This window comes from Spirosoma arboris (assembly GCF_009754945.1).
GTDB lineage: Bacteria > Bacteroidota > Bacteroidia > Cytophagales > Spirosomataceae > Spirosoma > Spirosoma arboris.
In genome coordinates, this window is the sequence record NZ_WPIN01000004.1 from 326295 (window position 1) to 345358 (window position 19064).

Sequence of the window (19064 nt, forward strand, 5' to 3'; positions counted from 1 at the left end):
TGAGATTTTTCTTATCTATTTTGGCGCTTTTGTATATTATAATTATATTTTTCCAAGATAAAGTCCTGATGACTAATATGCACTCATCTTACTTAAAAGCAAAACAGTCACCACCTGACACAGATGGCGACTGTTTTGGGCAGGCTGTAGCCTAAACGTCAATTAGTTTTTCTTAGGTGCAGCTGCTGTACCCGATGCCGGAGCTGTAGGTTTCGCCGTAGTTGGCGTACTTCCACCTGTTGTGGCTGGTTTCGCAGCAGCGGCAGCTTTAGCAGGATCTATACCCATCTTTTTCAAGACTAACTCCGTAATATTGTTTTCTTCTGGTGCAACCAGAAGAATAGGAATGGTATTGGCTCCGGCATCAAGATTAAAGACATACTGGAAGCCATTCTCTTTGGCAACAGCATCAATCGCCTTCTGGATTTTCTGTACCACTGGATTTACCAATTGCTGATATTTACTCTGCAATGATTGCTGAGACGTCTGGCTAAATTCCTGAATCCGGGCTTGTAAACTCTGCAATTCGGTTTCACGATCTTTCTTAATCACGTCCGACATCTGAGCTGCCCCTTTTTCATAGGCCGCATATTTGTCTTCCAATTCTTTCTGCATCCGCTTCAGTTCGTTTTCTGACTGCGTCCGCTGAATAGTTAATTGGTTTTGAATATCTTTTGCTTCGGGCGTTTGCGACAGAACAAAATCAATGTTCGTATAGCCTAACTTCAGCGGCCCGGCTGCGGTAGTCGTAGCAGGCGTTGCGGTTGGGGCTTGTGCCTGTGCGTTTAAACCGCCCAGTAAAAGGGCTGCTGCAAACGCCATGACGAGGTTTTTCTTCATCTCGAATTGATTGTTTGTATTACTTAGGTTTTGTGGTTATTTTATTTGTTGGATTGCTGTTGGTCGCAGTTGGTTTAGTATCCAGTCCCAATTCTTCCATTACGTAATCTGAATAGTCATGCCGGGGATTTGTATAAAGCATAACAAAATCAGATGCCTTGTCGAATATGAAATCTAGCTTTTTCTGCGCACATACCTTATCAAGGGCTCGATAAATCAACTCCATGGGAGCTTTCATTAGCTCTTTCTTTTTCTCAAATAATAGCCCCTGATAGCCAAATACTTTATTATTATAATCTCTGGCTTCGCGCTCCTTATCGCTAATGGCTCGTTGCCGGTCCCGCTTCATGTCTTCCGTCAGCAGGATTTCTTCTGCCTGATAAGCTTTTTGTAGCTTCTCAATTTCAACGTATTTATCCTGAATATCCTTCGACCACTTATCGGCAAACTTGTCGATTTCGCTAAGTGCTTTCTGGTATTCAGGCATTTTACCTAATATATACTCCGTATCTACATACCCAAATTTTTGGGCTTCAACAGGAGTAGCTATCCAAATGGAAGACAAAAGTACGAAGAATAGGGCTTTTTTCATTAGTAGCCAGTCAAATTTTGCAGGAAGTGATTGATTTTCAAGGATAGTTTCAGCAAATCCTGTAAGTTCTTGAAGAACTTACAGGATTAATTAAAAACGTATGACCTTCTCAAATCTTATCTGATCTGCTGCCCAATTGTGAAGTGGAACTGACCCGATGCATGGTCTTTAACTCCTGGAATTTTGTCGAAACCATATCCATAGTCAATACCGATCAAACCAAATGCAGGCATGAAAATACGTGCACCAAAGCCCATCGACCGCTTCAGATCAAACGGATTGTACTGTTTATAACTAGCCCAGTTATTACCGGCCTCCAGAAAAGTCAGCACAAAGATGGTAGCTGATGGGTTCAGCGAAACAGGATAGCGAAGCTCAGCTACGAACTTGTTGTAGACAACACCACCCTGACTACGAGAGGTTTGATCGACTGCGCGGTCGTAGTCGGCAGTGTAAACACTACGGTCATCATAACCACGAAGACCAATAATATCTTGTGCCAATGCGAATTGTCCCTGACCTGCTAGCCCTGAACCACCCAAGATGAATCGTTCAAATGGTCCGATGGCGGTACGTTTATTATAGCTACCCAGGAAGCCTAAGTGGGCCCGAGTATTTAAGACCAGTTTGCCAAATACAGTCTGGAACCAGCTGGCGTCAAACATCCATTTGTGGTACTCGACAAATTTATATTTATCCCGTGGAGCCTCGGTTGCAGTTGTGGTGCGCCAGGCCGAATAGGGAGGAGTAAACGAGCCACTCAATGTAAACGACGAACCGGTACGTGGAAATTGCGGATTATCGATACTGTTACGCGATAGTGTCGTATTGAACGTAATGTTATTCGAGATACCATCTTTGTAGCCGATATAGAACAAGTCAAGATTGTTCAGATCATATCGTTGATACGAAATCGAATTAGTTAGCGAGAAATAATCATCTGGTATTTTCAACTGACGGCCCAACCCAATGGTAATGGCTGTGTTGGTATAAGAACCTGTGGGTGTACGACCCTGTAGACTTTGGTAAATACTATATGGGTTCGCTGGATCGTAGAATGTACGGTACACGGTATGGCTGGCACTTACCGATAAGGCATTTGGCTTGCGACCTCCTAGCCAGGGTTCTGTAAATGACAGTGAGTATACCTGATACTGACTACCATTGGCCTGGAAGCGCAATTGAACGCGTTGGCCGTCGCCAGCAGGTAGTGGTTTCCAGGCGCTGAAATTCGGAATGTTGCGGGCCGAGAAATTGTTGAACGTCAAACCAAGTGTTCCCACAAAGCCTACGTAACCACCCCAGCCACCCGACAATTCGATCTGATCAGACGGCTTTTCTTCGACCGTGTATTCAATATCCACTGTGCCATCACTCTGTGGCACAGGGTTGATCCCAATTTTCTCCGGGTCGAAATAACCAAGTGTGGATAGTTCCCGCTGGGTACGGATCAGGTTTGTTTTTGAGAATTTCTGGCCAGGTAACGTGCGAATCGTACGCATCACCACGTGATCGCTGGTTTTGGTGTTACCGTTCAGGATTACTTTGTTGATTGTAGCCTGCTTACCTTCAAAAATTCGAATTTCGAGATCGATAGAATCTCCCTCGATGGATTTTTCAATAGGCTGCGCATTGTAATATAAATAGCCAAGATCCATGTATTGCGAACTTAAATCCTGACCTGGATTACCGTTCATTCGTTTATCCAGATCTTCCGGATTATAGACATCCCCTTTCGTAATGCCGAGAACCTGACGAAGTTGAGTAGCCGTATAAAGATAGTTACCCGAAAAATCAATGTTTCGATAATAGTACTGATGACCTTCGTTCAGCTTCAGGTTGATGCTGATCGTATTACCGCCCTTATGTACTACAGTGTCATGCTCGATGGTCGCATCGCGATAACCGAGTTTGTTATAATACTCAAGTAGCTTTTTCTTGTCTTCTTCATACTTCTTGGGTATGAATTTCGAAGGTGTAAATACACGTCCGAACCGTTGTTCTTTCGTGCTCTTCATCTTCATGCGTACAGCCGTCTCGTCAAGTTCGTTGAGACCCTCGAAGTTAATTTTTGAAATCTTGACTTTCTGACCTTTGTCAACCAATACACGCATCGTAGCATTGTTGCGCGTGCTGTCAGGGATGGTTGTAATCTTTACCTTCGTGTTCAGAAAGCCTTTATCAACAAAGTATTTACGCACAGCCATCTGGGTATTTTTGGTAATCGTGTTGGTCACGATTTTGCCCAGATTGAGTTTTATTTTGTCTTTCAGATTGTCCTGCTCTCCTTTTTTTACGCCAAGAAAACTAACCCGATAAAGACGAGGGCGCTCTTGTACCCGAAACATGAGCGAAACCTTATTTTCATTGACATTAGTTGCAAACAGTTCAACGTTATCAAGCAAGCCTGATTCCATCAATTTACGTACCGATGAGCCGACGACTTCACCTGGAATACGAATCTTATCGCCTATTTTCAGGCCGGCCAGTGATACTAATGAGTTAGGGTCAAGGTAGCGAGTACCTGTTACGGTTAATCCGGCAATTTCATATTCTTTCGGGCTGGCGTAGTTGAGCAGATCGTTACTTTCCACTGGCGCGGCAGTATTGTCTCGCCCAACGCCTACACCAACACGCACTTGCGCCCACCCCTGAGCAGGCAATAGGCCAATGAGCAAGTAGACGGCTCCCAATAGGACTTTTATACGGTGTTCCAAGTTGTAATGCGGGTTAATTGATTGATTATCTGGATTCAGTTTGAACGTGTAGGGTTGGAATACATACAGCTTATTTCTCACTTGGCAGAGCCCCACGCCCGAATCCTCCTTATTTTACTAATTGTTCACTTATTTTTCCAAACCGGCGCTCACGTTGCTGATAATTCAGAATAGCTTCATACAAATGGGATCTTCGGAAATCAGGCCAGAGTACATCGGGCATATATAATTCAGCATAAGCTAATTGCCAGAGCATAAAATTACTGATTCGCATTTCGCCACTGGTGCGAATCATCAATTCAGGATCAGGAATGCCACCTGTGGCCAGATGCTGATCGAAAATAGTTTCATCAATCTGCTCGGGGGTAAGTTTTCCGTCACGCACGTCGGCTGCCAGCTTTCGGGTAGCTTCGAGAATATCCCACCGACCGCTATAGCTAAGGGCTAAGAGCAGTGTTAGGCCAGTGTTCTGGCTGGTTTCCCGAATGGCTTCAGCCAGCTCGCGCCGACAGTCGGCAGGCAGACTATTCGTATCTCCGATTGTTCCCAACCGTACATTATTATCCATTAATGTTTTTATTTCCCCCCGAATGGTATGAACCAGTAGCGTCATGAGCGCATCTACTTCAAATTTCGGACGATTCCAGTTCTCGGTTGAAAAGGCGTAGAGCGTAAGGTATTTTACGCCTAATTCGGCGCATCCTTCCGTTACTTCGCGTACAGCCTTAATGGCATTGCGGTGGCCAAACACCCGGGCAGCTCCCTGACGCTTAGCCCAGCGGCCGTTTCCGTCCATGATAACGGCTATGTGCTGAGGCAGATTGCCCGAGTCAATGTGTTCCTTCATCCCAAGGGAGGAGTTTTAACAAGAATTAAGTTTTCAACTTACAAAACTACCTAATTCCTAACAAACTGCCTGCATTGTCGTTAAATCTGATTTCCAATTATGGGTCTAATAGATAGTAGTCGGGTTTATAGAGCTATTCAGAGCCCAATCAGAGCCGATATAGGTAAACTGGAGCCGGCTTGGGCTAGGTATCAGGGAGTAGAGCACGATTACTTTGCTTGAGGCATGCACCTATCCCTAGACTAATAAGACAAGTCTATTCTGTAATCGTTCAGGCAATAGATAATAGGAAATGGCCGGAGCACTAAAGGGTCGGTAGTCGAAGAAGTAGTTTATGACTGGCTGATTGGCTTCGATTTTCGCGCTCTCTGTGTTTCTGGATTTTGTATAGGCGTTAGCGATTCTCGATAAGTGATTTCATAGTGGCCGTCAGTACCCTTTTGAAATGCCTTTTTCTGGCTTAACTCCTCACTAATCTCCTGTTCCTGATGCTCCAGCTGAGCTTTCATCGTAGTTTTCTTCAACTGATCGAGTTTATAGGCTCTTCGGTCTCTAATAGATTGATAGGCGATAATGGTCAGTAATAGTACGACGTAGATAAGCATGCTCATGGGCGTAATAATGTCTAGGAGTAGTTATAGTAAGATCATAAGTTGATGATGAAGTAGTAATGAATAAGAAAGGTACCGTTCTGGGTGCGAGCGGTATCAGACAGGAAGCCGGTAACAAGACGTTCCCAAAAAACACATAAGACTATGAATAAGTTTATGGCGGTTCCATGATAAGAGAGCAAAAGCACTCAGTCGGGGTGGCGCTCCACCTGTTTCACAGATTAACTCTCTGTATCTTTGTCGGAAGAAAACATAAATAGAGTCGGTACGTTTTTGGGATACAAACCAATATTTCACTAATCACTTTAAATGACTAAGTTGTTTTCATTGTTTCTAAGCCGACTGTCGGTAGTTGTATTACTGTTGGCCTCGTTGAGTTGCCAGAAACGGGATGACGCGGTTGCAACTCCTCAAACGATCACCGACCGTATTCTGGAAGATAGTCAGTTCGGCTTATTCCGAGTGGCCATGTCTTATGCGGACGCTAGCGATGCACTCAAAGCGGGAAATTTGACATTATTTGCCCCAACCGATGCGGCTTTTCAGGCAGCGGGTTTATCTACCGAAGCGGCTATCAAAGCAATGCCAAAGGACCAGATTCGGAGCCTTGTGCTCTATCACGTTCTTTATGGTCGGGTAGCTGCATCAGCTATTCCAACCGGACTTAATTCGGTTGCAACAGCCAGCAAGGCGATTGCCTTTGTTAACAAGACGACCGATGGGTCAATTTATGTGAACATGGCGAAGCTGACGCAAACTGATATAGCCGTAGCTAATGGGTATATTCATGCGATTGATCGGGTGTTGATTCCAGCAACCGGAAGTTTGCTGGCAACCATTCAGGCGAATCCAAATCTGACATTTTTATCGGCGGCTATCAAACGCATTGCTACCAGTAATCCGACCTTGTTAGCCACGCTGGACAATGCATCGCCGACCAATACTGTAACGGTGTTTGCGCCAACCGATGCCGCTTTTAAAGCCGATCAAGTGTATAATACGCTGGCTGCTATCGAATCGGCTAATGTGCAAACGTTAGCTAATACGCTTTTGTATCATGTTCTGTCTGGAGTACTATTTTCCAATCAGTTTCAGTCGGGTAGCTTTACTACATTACTTAGTGGAAATAAAGTAACCGTGATCGTAACGGGTAGCCAGCTTTCGGTTAAAGGTAATAAAAATTCAACAGCGGCATTCGTTAAACAGGCTGATATTCCCGCAACCAATGGCGTCATTCACACCATTGATCAAGTCCTGCAGCCGTAGTGGATAGGTAGTAATTTCTAAATTAATCAGGAGAAATTTTAATCGACTTACCAACGCATTGCCACAGTCTGGGGTCATTTAGCGTATAAGGTATGTTTGTTCAGTTATTTTCATGGGTAAACTTCAGTTATTTATTTTCAGTGTATTGTTACTTGGCGGGTTAGCATCCTGCAAAACCCAGGAAGTAGATCCCAGTGTAGCAACAACCTATGCATCTAACATAAAGGACATTACTGATTATGCCACCAGCAAAGGAATGTCTGGCACATCGACAAGTTCGGGTTTATACTATGTTGTTACGAAAGCAAGTTCATCGACTGTAATTCCAGCTTACGGCCAGGAACTTGAGTTTACTTATACATTGTCTGTGTTGAGCCGCAGTACCAGTAACACTGCGGTTGTGACATCAACAAAGGTTGATTCGGCCTATGCGACCAACCCAACGTTTATTCCATTTATTAAAGGTGCGCTAAAAGCTGGGTTAGAAGAAGGTCTATTAGCCATGCACGAAGGAGATCAGGTCGTTTTATTGATGCCCTCTATTCTAGCCTATGGCGATGTCATTAGTTCTGATGGGTTGGTTCCGGCTAACTCGCCCGTGCGATTCGACGTAACCCTGAATCGAACCCGAACCGAAGATCAACAGATGGATGAATACGTGGCCGCTACCGGTTTAAGCCTTACCCAGACAACCACAACTGGACTGCGTTTTTTTCTGACAACACCAAGCGCAACGGGCGATTCTGTGAAAACGGCATTAGACAACGGATTGACGTTAACAGTCAAGTATGTCGGTAAACAACTTCATGCTAAAACAGCTGTGGGTTTCGACAGTACTACTACCAGTTTAAGCAAAAGCAATCTGGCTGGTCTTGTGGCTGGCTTTAGCGAAGGGTTAGTTAAATTAAAAGTTGGCGACAAAGCAACATTCCTATTCCCATCATCAATTGGGTATAGTACCGGTGGTCTTGTTGATAAAAGTACGGGATTCTATAAAGTTGCGCCTTATGCTCCGCTACGTTACGACGTTGAGGTGATTTCGGCCAAATAAATCAGTAAGTTCAATTAGTTGTTTTCCTATTTTCATGCGTAATCTACCTGTATTCATGTTCGGCCTCCTGCTCATTGGGGGGCTATCCTCTTGCCAAAAAGAAGATGTCGGCCTCACCGACGATCAGATTCTAGAGTCGAATAAATCCGATATTCTTAATTATGCCGCAGCTAAAGGGTTAACGGGGTCCATGACCTCTACCGGCGTTTATTATGCGTTGAATAAAACCAGCGGATCGACGGTAACTCCGGCTTATGGTCAGGAGGTAGAGTTTAATTACAAATTGTATTTGTTGTCTCGTAATAGCGCTAATGCGGTGATCGATACGTTTGTCGATTCGACCTACGCTACTAAATCCAGTTATATCTATCTGATCGACAATACACCGGGTATAACAGAGGGATTGCTAAAAATGCACGAGGGTGATCAGGGCAGTATTTTGCTGCCTTCCGTCTATGCCTTTGGCAGAACAGGGGCTGGCAACGGAGTAATTCCACCCAATTCGCCTGTTCGATTGGATGTAACGCTTAAGCGGACACGCACGGAAGAGCAACAGATCGACGAGTATCTTACTGCGAATAAACTGACACCAACAGAAGTAACTCAGAGTGGATTACGATTTGTAAGAACGCTTGAAAACACGGCGGGTGCTTCGACAACGCCAACTCAGGTATTGACGATTAAGTATAAAGGGAAGTTGCTACGATCTATATCGGCCTTCGACAGTACGGGCACGGGTACCTATTCTGCACAGGCAAGCCAGTTTGTTCCAGGCTTTGCAGAAGGTCTTGCTAAACTTAGAGTTGGCGAAAAAGCAACTATCGTTTTTCCATCGAAAATTGGGTACGGATCAACTGGTTACCAGGTCATTCCGGCTTATGCCCCACTTCGTTTCGATATAGAGCTGGTTTCGGCACAGTAAGCCAGAAAATCAGTAAGTTTTTAGAGCGTCCTATGTTAATTCATAGGGCGTTTTTTTATGAATTATGTATTAGGAAAATCGCATTAAGTAGACTAGTGGATTAGTGACTTAGCCCTACACTTTGGTAGCATTTATATTCAAAAAGGATAAGGTATACTAGGTGAATATACGTAGTCGATAGCTATTGTTTATAGTAACGTAGAAGTATAAAATAGAGAGAAAGTTTCTTCATATCTTATAATGTTTACTTATTATTTATTTTGATAAAAATGATATAATCAAAATATTGTATCATTAAAGTGCGGTATGTATAGTATATTATTTTAGATTTGCCCTTTAATATATAATGTGCTATATGCCTACTTACTACAAATTGAACCGTTTCATGTTGAGTGCTGTCCTATGGGCATTAACACTCACTGCCGTTTTGGCCCAAAGCGTTCGGGGCCGTGTAACAGATGCTACAACCAAATCTGCCATTCCAGGTGCAACCATTGTAGTGGCTAATACGAACATCGGAGCAACTACTGATGTAAATGGGGATTATACCCTGAAAGTGAATCCAGGCAGCTACACGCTGCGGGTAAGTTTTGTTGGCTACGAAACGCTGAGTGTTCCTGTAACTATTGGGAATGGAGAAGCCGTCGCAAATGCGTCCCTGAAAGAAACATCGTCGGCGCTGAGCGAAGTGGTGGTTATTGGGTCGCGTTCACAAACTGCCCGTACGAATGTACAGACTGCCGCTCCGGTGGATGTCATTACAACGAAAGAACTGAAGGGATTTCCACAAGTGGATATTAGTCAGGTACTGAACTATGTAGCTCCGTCGTTCAACTCGAACCGCCAAACTGTAACGGATGGTACAGATCACATTAACCCAGCTTCGCTACGGGGACTTGGCCCTGATCAGGTGTTGGTTCTGGTAAACGGCAAACGTCGGCATACAACAGCCTTGGTCAATATCAACGGATCAGTTGGTCGGGGTTCGGTTGGTACCGATATGGATGTAATTCCGGTATCGGCTGTGGAGCGCATTGAAGTGCTTCGTGATGGTGCTGCAGCTCAGTATGGCACTGATGCGATTGCCGGCGTAATCAACGTAGTACTGAAGAAGAACTATACTGGATTTTCGGCATCACTGACGGGTGGCCAGAATATGACCACTATGAAGTACATGATTCCGAATAGTAATGGAGGATCGGATCAGAAAACGCAGAAAATCAATGATGGTAGTTTAATTCAGTTTGACTTCACCAAAGGTTTCCGATTAGGTAGCCAGGGCCGGTTATCGGTAAGTGGCCAATACAATAACCACGACCGGACGAATCGGAGTGCTGATGACAATGCGCCAACGATCTATCTTGGATCGGCTGGTGGTTTCCCAACCACGCCAGCCGGTCAGGATGCAACGGCATTCCGCCAAAACCTGATTACACAGGATAAGGCTATTATCCAGCAACGGGGATATGATCGCCACAATATGATTGTTGGTAATTCCAACGCACAGAACCTTGGCTTATTTATCAACGGAGGTATTCCAACCAACTCGAAATCGGAATTTTATTTCTCGGGCGGTATAACGCACCGTTCAGGTACGGGCTATGGTAACAATCGTGTGCCAAACTCACGTAATCAGCAACCTCTGAAACTGGATGGATCGCTCTATTATCCCGATGGTTTCCTGCCGGGAATTCAGCCAAGCATTAACGACCAGTCACTGATTCTGGGCTATAAAACAATGCTGGGCAAGTGGAATGCCGAAGTTAGTAATGTTATTGGCCGGAATTCGATTGCCTACACGATTGTAAACTCCGCTAACGCATCGCTTCCAGCCAATGACAGTCCACAAACTACATTCGATGCTGGTTCGCTTTCGTTTCTCCAGAATACATTCAATCTGGACTTCAGTCGCCGGTTTATAGCGTCTAATAATGCTACACTCAACGTAGCGTATGGTGGTGAGGCTCGTTTCGAGAATTTCCAGATTAAGGCAGGGGAGTCAGGTTCGTACTCGGGCGATCCGACGCGTGTGTTGCCTATCGCTCCTCCATTATCAGGTACGGTTGTTGCGGCTCCGGGTTCGCAGGTGTTTCCGGGTAACCAACCGACTGATGCGATTAATAAATCACGGAATAGTCAGGCGCTTTATCTTGATTTAGAAGGTGAAAAAGGGCGCCTGTTGCTAGGTGCGGCTGGTCGATATGAACATTACAGCGACTTTGGCTCGACGATTAACGGTAAATTGACAGCCCGCTTGCAGATAACCCCAGCCATTGCCTTACGTGGTTCGGCAAGTACGGGTTTCCGGGCTCCTTCGCTTCACCAGCGATATTTTCAGAATACAAGTACGCAGTTTGTAAACGGCTTGCCATCGAACACGCTGACGCTGAACAACGATAGTCCGATTGTTCGAAACGTGATTGGTGTAGACGCGCTTAAACCCGAAACGTCGGTGAACATCGCAGCGGGTGTAACCGCTCGCGCCGGTCGGGCATTTACCCTGACCGTAGATGCTTACCAGATTGACATTACTAATCGAATTGTGTACTCGGGTTCGTTTACGCGAGCTCAGTTGGGCTTCTCAACAACCGATTATCCGGGTGTGAATCTGGTTCGTTTCTTCGGTAATGCTGTTAACACCCGTACGCGGGGTATCGACATTGTTGGTTCTGAACGACTTACAGTAGGGAAAGGGCAGTTGGTATTAACAGCTGCGTTGAACTTCAACAAAAACACGGTTACCGGAATCAATAGTACGCCATTAATCGACGATCCTAAAAACAATCCGGCCGATGCCAACCCAAGTACCTGGTATCGGACATCGTTGTTTGACCGCAATCAGATTTCGATCATCGAAGATTATTTACCCCGTAGCAAATGGAATTTAAGCGCAACCTATACAATTGGCAAGTTTGACATCTCGGCACGTACAGTACGTTTTGGAGAAGTAAAATTCAAAACCGCCACTGATCCTGATGCCAAGAAAGCGGATGGTACCTACTGGAACACACAGTTCGCACGTGATGAAACTGGCCATGCGTACATCGACCAGACGTTTAAGCCTGTTTGGATTACAGACCTGATTGTGACATACCGTGCTACCAAAGCCATTGGTGTTACGCTGGGCGCAAACAATATTTTCGATGTTTATCCTGATCAAATCTATATCGATCCCCGAAATGCGCTGGGTAGTACAGATTATGCGTCGGGTCGCGATAATTCAAACCGAGGCCGTTTTTTGTATCAACCGAACCAGGGTGGCTATAATGGCCGGTATGTATTTGGCCGAGTTAGTGTGAATTTCTAAGAATAGCCGTAGCACGGCTTTGAGCGTGAATGATATAAAGAGTCGTTCCGATTGGAGCGGCTCTTTTTTGTGAGAGAAACGTCTGGATAATTAAACAGTCTGGTAGTGAGAAACGGCTTCTAGAGAACTTTGAGTAGTAAATAGCTTAGTTCGTTATGGCCAAAATCCTTTCTTTTTCTGTATTGCTGACGGTGATGATGAGTGTTTCTTTTCTTAGTGTAGCTCAGTCAGACACCTCATTAGTGAAGGCTAACGAGTGCAGCACACGAGGAGGACTACCTTATTTCTTTGCCAAACTAAAGGATGGGCAGGCGGTGAAAATTGCTTACCTGGGCGGTAGTATCACCGAAGCAGGAGGGGGGTGGCGGGAGCAGTCACTAGCCTGGATTCGACAACAGTATCCTAAAGCAACGGTTGAGCAAATAAATGCTGCCATAAGTGGAACCGGCTCCGATTTGGGCGTTTTTCGGCTACAAGAACAGGTATTAAATTACCAACCCGATCTAGTCTTCGTCGAGTTTGCTGTCAATGATAATGGAAAAAAGCCTGATCAAATTGCTGTAGCTATGGAGGGCATTGTTCGGCAAATCTGGCGAGCAAATGCGCATACGGATATTTGTTTTGTTTATACACTGGCAGCTACGATGGCTCCCACAATCGCCAAAGGCTACTTTCCACTGTCGGCCTCGGTGATGGAAAGGATTGCGGATCAGTATGCCATACCTTCCATTCACCTTGGGCTGGACGTGGTACGCTTAGCGGAGAAAGGAGAGCTGGTATTTAGCGGGAAACTAGATGAATACCCAGGTAAGCTGGTCTTCTCGGCAGATAATGTGCATCCCTATCCACAAACGGGCCATCGACTTTACACGGAAGCGTTGGCGCGGGCTTTCAATATACTGGATAAAACAGGAACCAAGCGGACTAAAAAACTTAAAGCGCCCTTGTATCCTGATAACTGGGAAAAAGCCCAAATGATCAGTGCCCGACAGAGTACCCGTTCGGCGGGCTGGCTGGAAATCACGCCAGGTACAGATTCTGTAGCACGGAAATTGGCTAATCGGTTCACCTTTTTACTGAAAGCAACAGCTCCGGGCGAACGAATTCAGGTACGTTTTCGGGGAACTCGTTTTGGTTTGTATGACGTGATGGGCCCCGGTTGTGGTCAATACCGAGTAGTTATAGATGGGGGGAAGCCACAGGTATACCCTCGATTTGACAAGTATTGTACCTATTACCGGTCAAACTATTTTTTGTTGCCAGCTCTCCCAGAGGGTGTTCATACGATTGAGTTGTATGTTGATTCTCAGACGTTAGACAAGGCGGCCATCCTTAAGCAACGGAATACATCCATAACAAATCCGCAGCCATATGAACCACAGGATTGTTATGCCGGTCAGTTCTTAATTATCGGAGAACTTCTCAATGAATAAATCTCGTACTACTTCGGAGCCATTCGAATCGCGCCGTCGAGCCGAATAACCTCGCCATTCAGCATTGGATTTTGAAGGATGCTTTTAACCAGCATACCGTATTCTGCTGGCCGGCCAAGCCGCGAAGGGAACGGTACTTGTTGGCCCAACGAAATTCGGGCTTCTTCGGGTAGACCAGCCAATAGCGGTGTTTCAAATAGACCCGGCGCAATGGTCATAACCCGAATACCCGAGCGCGCCAGATCGCGGGCAATGGGTAGCGTCATGCCCACAATACCCCCTTTCGAAGCCGAGTAAGCCGCCTGCCCGATTTGACCGTCGTAAGCTGCTACGGATGCCGTATTGATAATGACACCCCGTTCTCCCTCATCGTTCGGCGCATTATGTTCCATTGCCAGAGCCGCCAGGCGAATGACATTGAACGTTCCAATGAGGTTAATCGAAATGACTTTCTGAAAAGCCGCCAGTGAGTGGGCACCATACACACCGTCTACTTTACCAACCGTTTTGCGGGCTTCGGCTACGCCTGCGCAGTTGACATTGATATGCAGACTGCCAAATGTGCCAATAGCCATGTTGATTGCCGTTTGCACATCGCTTTCATCGGTTACGTTGGTTTTGACAAAGCGAACCGTTGCGCCCAACTCTTCGGCGAGCGCATTTCCACGCTCGTCGTTCATGTCCAGAATAACAACATTGGCTCCATTCGCTACTAGCATTCGAGTGGTTGCCTCGCCTAAGCCAGAAGCTCCTCCTGTAACAATAGCGGTTGCGTTCGTTAGTTGCATGGGATAGGTTTTACGTTTCAGGTATTATAAAATGCTCATTAATTCTCGCCAATGCCGGATATCATAGGTTGGTTTGTCGTCAACGACTACGCCTTGTGGATTATAAAAGATCGTATCTAAGCTGACGCTTTTAGCCCCTAAAATATCCGCTTCGTAATTATCGCCAATCATCAGACTTTCACTTGCCGTGGCACCGCTGATTTCCATAGCATAGTGAAATACGAGCGGATCGGGCTTTTTAGCATTGGCGTTGTCACTTGTAATGACGTTCGTAAAGTAATGAGCAATCTCCGAGCTGTTCATCTTCGTGGCCTGAATATCGGCAAACCCATTTGTGATGACGTGCATGGTATATCGTCCTTGCAGATAATCCAGAATTTCTCGTGCCGACTCCAGCAAATGAGATTTGTAAGGGAGCAACTTCAGGTATTCGACGTTGAGATCAGCCTGAACCGCCGATTCATCGATTCCCAATGCCCTGAATACCATTGGGAACCGATGTTGTCGGATGTAACTATGCTCAATTAAGTTCTTGTCGTAGTCGGCCCACAATTGATGGTTTATCGTAATGAAGTGCCGGCTAAACTCCTCTGCCGATGCAATGCCAGCTTCCGCTAGTTGGAATGTGTCGAACAACTCGGCAATACACTCCGCCGAATTTCGGTCAAAGTCCCATAAAGTATGGTCGAGATCAAAAAAGAGGTGTTTGTACATGAGAATGGGTTTACAATACAGAATACTGTAAACCGAATGCCGAATACTATGATTACTAATAATCCAACTTCAGTCGCTCTACCGGCTGATTATTCACAAGATGGCTGTCTACGATTTCGTCAACGTCTGTTAGTTGGACATTACCGTAATAGATACCTTCTGGATAAACGACTAGAGCCGGACCAAAGGCACAGGCATCGAGGCAGCCTGTTCGTTGTGCTCTCATTTCTTTCAATAAACCACGCTCGGCGAGAGCGGCTTTAAAGGCATCGACCAGTTCGTTACCGTGTGCTTCGCCACAGGATTTTTTTGGTGCGGCTTTCTGATTATTGCAGATGAAAACGTGCTTTTTATATTTCATAGATCTAATTGAATTCTTCTCAAAGGTACGAACGAAGCAGATGCCACCGTCATTTCGCCGTCATGATCAGGAGGAAGAGGGAATTAAATTGTATACCGAATAAAAAAAACTATTAAACTAAATAAATCACTTCTGGTTAGTAGTTGATACGCCTACTGAATGAGAACTTTGAAATGTGCTGACTATCTGGTTTGTATGCGTCTGATGTTACTAGTAATGTGAGCAGAATTACCTTAGTCAACCAGTTATGAGTACCCCAGATTCTTTGCTTCTGGAGCAGGAACTATTGAGCGGGTTAAAGGCCAATAATCAACTTGCTTTTTCGAAACTGTATGATCGATACGGAGCAATATTGCTGGGTATTATCATGAAAATTGTTTTTGATAAAACGGAGGCAGTGTCGTTACTGGAAACAACCTTTACAACGATTCGTTTACGAATAGATCAGTTTCGGCCTGGTAAACAACCCTTGTTTCTGTGGTTGTTACAGATTGCCCGGTCTACAGCTTTAGAAGCCCTTAATGAGCATGGTCGGGCAAAGACCGTACCTCTTCAACTTACCAAAACTGGGGAAATAATTAACCCAGCCTGGCAAAAGAGCAGCCCGAATTTATCAGGAGACAGGCTTACCAATCTGGTTGATTCTCAATCAAAAGCGTTACTTGATTCTATCCTTTTTGAAAACTGTACGCCCGAAGAAGCCGCGAACTCAATAGGCATACCCGTTGAACTCGCTCGCCAGAAATTGCGGGTAGCTTTGCAACAACTACGCACAACTCCTAAGGCTTAATTACTAGTATTTCGCTGAACAACTGTGTGCAGTTCACCCCATGCCCGACGTAATACGGCATCAATCTGCTGCCAATCGGCTTCGGTGGCCCCGCCGGGATGATTTCGCACATCGTCACATAAACGCATGGCGTCGGCCCGCAGGCGCCCATACGTCGTAAATGGTGCGGCAGGTTGGCTATATAAAGCAGCAGACGTTTGTACTAAAGCGTTCGCCAAATCATCGTAGGAATAGCGTTCCCGTTGGCGATGAACAATCCACCACTCCAGTTCGAGTTTGGCCACTTTCGGTACATCGAATGACTCAGTACTGAGTGCCTGAATGGATTCATAATACGAAATTAGATCGGGGATGGTGCGCTGGTAATCGGCTCGGGAATGGCCTTCCTTGAAATCGAACGCGGCTTTAGAGGCCTGAAATCCTAGTGTAAATGATCGCCAGAAAGGTGCATGGAATTGCTGACGCAGACCAGTAGCCAATTGCCAAAACAGGAGTACTGGCTTTTTTTCATAATAAGATCGCCACATGGCGGTTTCCAGTCGCGCTACCTCTTTCGGATCGAATTGGCGAAGGCTGTTCTTTCTGGGTATATACAAATCCACCACGACCCAGACTACCAATGCCAACAAAATACCCCACCAGAACCAGCGGCCTGGCTTAGGTTTGCGGACGGGAGCAGGTTTTGTCGTCAAGTTTTCCATATGTAAATAAACCTATAGATCGGAGTTTCGTGCGGTTTTTAAAGCCTGGATATATATACCGGAATAGTGGGCAATTTGGTTTTATAGTTACACAAAAACCCCATTAGATTGACTGTTTTGGGTGAGCCATTCCAATGGGGATTGCGTGGTTTTGTTGTCTTTGAGAATTACTTTTTAGCTACAGTCTTTGCTGAAGCAACAGTCGATTTTTTCTTATGCGTCGCTGATGGAGTCGTTGGGTTTTTCTGAGTCATTGTAACGGGGTCCCAATGCACAACTTTCTGCTCGAAATAACTTTCGTTACAGGCTAGCACGGGTGCGGCCGCCCGGAAACCGAAAACCGGATCTTCGAGGGTACCCTGACTACCAGCTCGCACGTTATCAAAAAAGTTACCGAAATGCTTAGCATGGGCATCATCATTTTTGGGCGCTTCGAATTTCACTTCTTTTACTGGATCTGCCTTGCGCGTTTCGGGTGGATATTTGGCATCATACCCTTTCACAAATTCCTGTTGAACAGGTTCAGTAAACGTAAAGAAACTGTCGTAGCCGCCATAGCCAGGAGCAAGTGGCAGTTTCTTCTTGGTCATGATGAGGTTATTTTCCGAAAACTCGATTTGGCCTTCGTTGCCAATGATGCGCGTTACGTCGTTGATTTTTCCCGCATTGGCAAAATTTACCCGGAGCACCATCTGGAAAGCCTCGTGCTGATCTGTTTTGGGATAATCCATAATGCACGCCATGATATCGGGTACATCGCGACCGTCTTTCCAGTAAGCCAGGTTGCCCGACGAGTAAATGCGAGTGGGTCCCATTGTGTTGGTTACAAAGTGAACGCCCGTAATGAGGTGAATGAATAGATCGCCTGCTACGCCCGTGCCGTAATCTTTGTAGTTCCTCCAGCGAAAGAATCGTTTTTCGTCAAAAGGTCGCTTCGGTGCATCGCCCAGAAAACGATCCCAGTCGACGGTTTGGGTCGATGCATCGGGTGGAATGGAATAGTCCCAGGCGCCGATTGCGCTGAACCGGTCATTATTGGATTCGATATAATTGATCTGGCCAATTTCGCCCGCTTCCACCAGCCGTTTCGCTTCCTGAAACGAGGCACTGCTGATGCGCTGACTGCCAACCTGCATGGTTTTTCCCGATTTCTTCCAGGCATCAATCACTGCTTTGCCTTCGTTCAGATGTTGCACCATCGGCTTCTCACAATATACGTGCTTGCCTGCTTTCAGAGCAGCAATCGTGACGTGGTCGTGCCAATGATCTGGTGTAACAACCAGGACCGCATCAACATCGGGTCGAGCCAGAATTTCGCGGTAATCGCGGGTGGTGAAGAGGTCTTTGTCTTTACCATAAGCGCTTTTGGCGTGCTCGAGTCGACCATCATACAAATCAGCTACAGCAACCAATTCTACATCGGGATTACGCAGGGCGGCTTGTGTATCGAAGTTGCCCTGAATACCCATGCCAATCGTAGCAAACCGGATTTTGTCGTTGGGACTAATCGTCTTCAGGTTCGGAATATAGGCTGGAAAACCGAATGGTTTGGCAAGGCTCTCAGTAGCAACGAGTGCCGAAGCTGCCGATAAGCTTTTTATGAATTTGCGTCTGTTAGCCTGCATAGAGTTGAGGGTTTCTAGTATACCCGATAAAGCGCGTTTACAGGCCGATTTACCCTTGTTTTAAAACGCAGAGGCACAGAGAACACAGAGAGGTAAATAATACCGATAACTCTGTGTTCTCTGTGCCTCTGCGTTTAAAAATGTTGCCAGTTCAACCCTACTTCTTCTCAAACTGCACGGCTACCCATTGGCGGTCGGTTGGTACTTTGTGGGTAGCATTCCAGATAAATAGAGTCTGTTCAAGCGCTACATTTAATTGAAGTTTGGTTTGTTTGCGGGCAATGTTCAGGTTGCGGTCTATGGTTTCTTCGTAAATGAGTTTTTCCTCATTCGTATAAAAACGTACGATGCTCTGTTGACTTTTGGGCATTGTTTCAACGACCCAGAAACCATCTTTGGCAATGGGTTGCTCTTTTTTTAATTGTGCCTGCGTAGTGAATGAGGCAGTGGTAAAGAGGAGGGCCACGAAGGCCAGGCGGAGTTGTGAAATGGTGTTCAT

17 protein-coding genes are annotated in these 19064 nt (G+C 45.7%); 6 read left to right on the forward strand and 11 right to left on the reverse strand.

Going from position 1 to position 19064, the window contains the following annotated elements:
• Positions 1 to 162 precede the first annotated feature (162 nt).
• The 5 genes from GO755_RS12455 to GO755_RS12475 form a co-directional block, all read right to left on the reverse strand.
• Positions 163 to 840 (reverse strand): OmpH family outer membrane protein, encoded by a 678-nt coding sequence (locus GO755_RS12455; RefSeq protein WP_157585166.1) that lies wholly within the window; start codon positions 838 to 840, stop codon positions 163 to 165.
• Positions 841 to 859: 19 nt separating this feature from the next.
• Positions 860 to 1432, reverse strand: coding sequence for an OmpH family outer membrane protein (locus GO755_RS12460; protein WP_157585167.1), 573 nt, complete (start codon positions 1430 to 1432; stop codon positions 860 to 862).
• Positions 1433 to 1548: 116 nt separating this feature from the next.
• Positions 1549 to 4149, reverse strand: a complete 2601-nt coding sequence (gene bamA / locus GO755_RS12465; RefSeq protein ID WP_157585169.1) for an outer membrane protein assembly factor BamA — start codon at positions 4147 to 4149, stop codon at positions 1549 to 1551.
• Between the two features lie 109 nt (positions 4150 to 4258).
• Positions 4259 to 4996 (reverse strand): isoprenyl transferase, encoded by a 738-nt coding sequence (locus GO755_RS12470; protein WP_157585171.1) that lies wholly within the window; start codon positions 4994 to 4996, stop codon positions 4259 to 4261.
• 332 nt (positions 4997 to 5328) lie between these two features.
• Positions 5329 to 5607: a hypothetical protein gene (locus GO755_RS12475; protein ID WP_157585173.1), complete on the reverse strand. Its 279-nt coding sequence runs from the start codon at positions 5605 to 5607 to the stop codon at positions 5329 to 5331.
• 309 nt (positions 5608 to 5916) lie between these two features.
• On the opposite strand from GO755_RS12475, the gene GO755_RS12480 reads away from it, so the two are divergent.
• The 5 genes from GO755_RS12480 (at position 5917) to GO755_RS12500 (ending at position 13586) form a co-directional block, all read left to right on the forward strand.
• Entirely contained in the window at positions 5917 to 6873 is a 957-nt protein-coding gene (locus GO755_RS12480; RefSeq protein ID WP_157585175.1) for a fasciclin domain-containing protein, read from the forward strand.
• A 112-nt stretch (positions 6874 to 6985) separates the two neighbouring features.
• Positions 6986 to 7924, forward strand: coding sequence for an FKBP-type peptidyl-prolyl cis-trans isomerase (locus tag GO755_RS12485; protein WP_157585177.1), 939 nt, complete (start codon positions 6986 to 6988; stop codon positions 7922 to 7924).
• A 34-nt stretch (positions 7925 to 7958) separates the two neighbouring features.
• Positions 7959 to 8846: an FKBP-type peptidyl-prolyl cis-trans isomerase gene (locus GO755_RS12490; protein WP_157585179.1), complete on the forward strand. Its 888-nt coding sequence runs from the start codon at positions 7959 to 7961 to the stop codon at positions 8844 to 8846.
• 385 nt (positions 8847 to 9231) lie between these two features.
• Positions 9232 to 12153: a TonB-dependent receptor gene (locus GO755_RS12495; RefSeq protein WP_198174822.1), complete on the forward strand. Its 2922-nt coding sequence runs from the start codon at positions 9232 to 9234 to the stop codon at positions 12151 to 12153.
• Positions 12154 to 12308: 155 nt separating this feature from the next.
• Positions 12309 to 13586, forward strand: a complete 1278-nt coding sequence (locus GO755_RS12500; protein WP_157585183.1) for an SGNH/GDSL hydrolase family protein — start codon at positions 12309 to 12311, stop codon at positions 13584 to 13586.
• 8 nt (positions 13587 to 13594) lie between these two features.
• On the opposite strand, the gene GO755_RS12505 is transcribed toward GO755_RS12500, so the two are convergent.
• Genes GO755_RS12505 through GO755_RS12515 form a run of 3 tightly spaced genes read right to left on the reverse strand, consistent with a single transcriptional unit; the run spans position 13595 to position 15449 of the window.
• Positions 13595 to 14374 carry a 3-hydroxyacyl-CoA dehydrogenase gene (locus tag GO755_RS12505; protein WP_157585185.1) on the reverse strand — a complete coding sequence of 260 codons (780 nt, stop codon included), beginning with the start codon at positions 14372 to 14374 and terminating at the stop codon, positions 13595 to 13597.
• A gap of 24 nt (positions 14375 to 14398) precedes the next feature.
• A complete protein-coding gene (locus tag GO755_RS12510; protein ID WP_157585187.1) occupies positions 14399 to 15088 on the reverse strand; it encodes a YjjG family noncanonical pyrimidine nucleotidase in 690 nt (229 codons plus the stop codon).
• Positions 15089 to 15143: 55 nt separating this feature from the next.
• Entirely contained in the window at positions 15144 to 15449 is a 306-nt protein-coding gene (locus GO755_RS12515; RefSeq protein ID WP_157585189.1) for a (2Fe-2S) ferredoxin domain-containing protein, read from the reverse strand.
• 247 nt (positions 15450 to 15696) lie between these two features.
• On the opposite strand from GO755_RS12515, the gene GO755_RS12520 reads away from it, so the two are divergent.
• A complete protein-coding gene (locus GO755_RS12520) occupies positions 15697 to 16239 on the forward strand; it encodes an RNA polymerase sigma factor (RefSeq protein ID WP_157585191.1) in 543 nt (180 codons plus the stop codon).
• Here the strand turns inward: GO755_RS12520 and GO755_RS12525 are convergent.
• The 3 genes from GO755_RS12525 to GO755_RS12535 form a co-directional block, all read right to left on the reverse strand.
• A complete protein-coding gene (locus tag GO755_RS12525; protein WP_157585193.1) occupies positions 16236 to 16940 on the reverse strand; it encodes a hypothetical protein in 705 nt (234 codons plus the stop codon). The genes GO755_RS12520 and GO755_RS12525 overlap by 4 nt on opposite strands.
• A 167-nt stretch (positions 16941 to 17107) precedes the next feature.
• Positions 17108 to 18565: a Gfo/Idh/MocA family protein gene (locus GO755_RS12530; protein ID WP_157585195.1), complete on the reverse strand. Its 1458-nt coding sequence runs from the start codon at positions 18563 to 18565 to the stop codon at positions 17108 to 17110.
• Between the two features lie 157 nt (positions 18566 to 18722).
• Positions 18723 to 19064 carry a hypothetical protein gene (locus GO755_RS12535; RefSeq protein ID WP_157585197.1) on the reverse strand — a complete coding sequence of 114 codons (342 nt, stop codon included), beginning with the start codon at positions 19062 to 19064 and terminating at the stop codon, positions 18723 to 18725.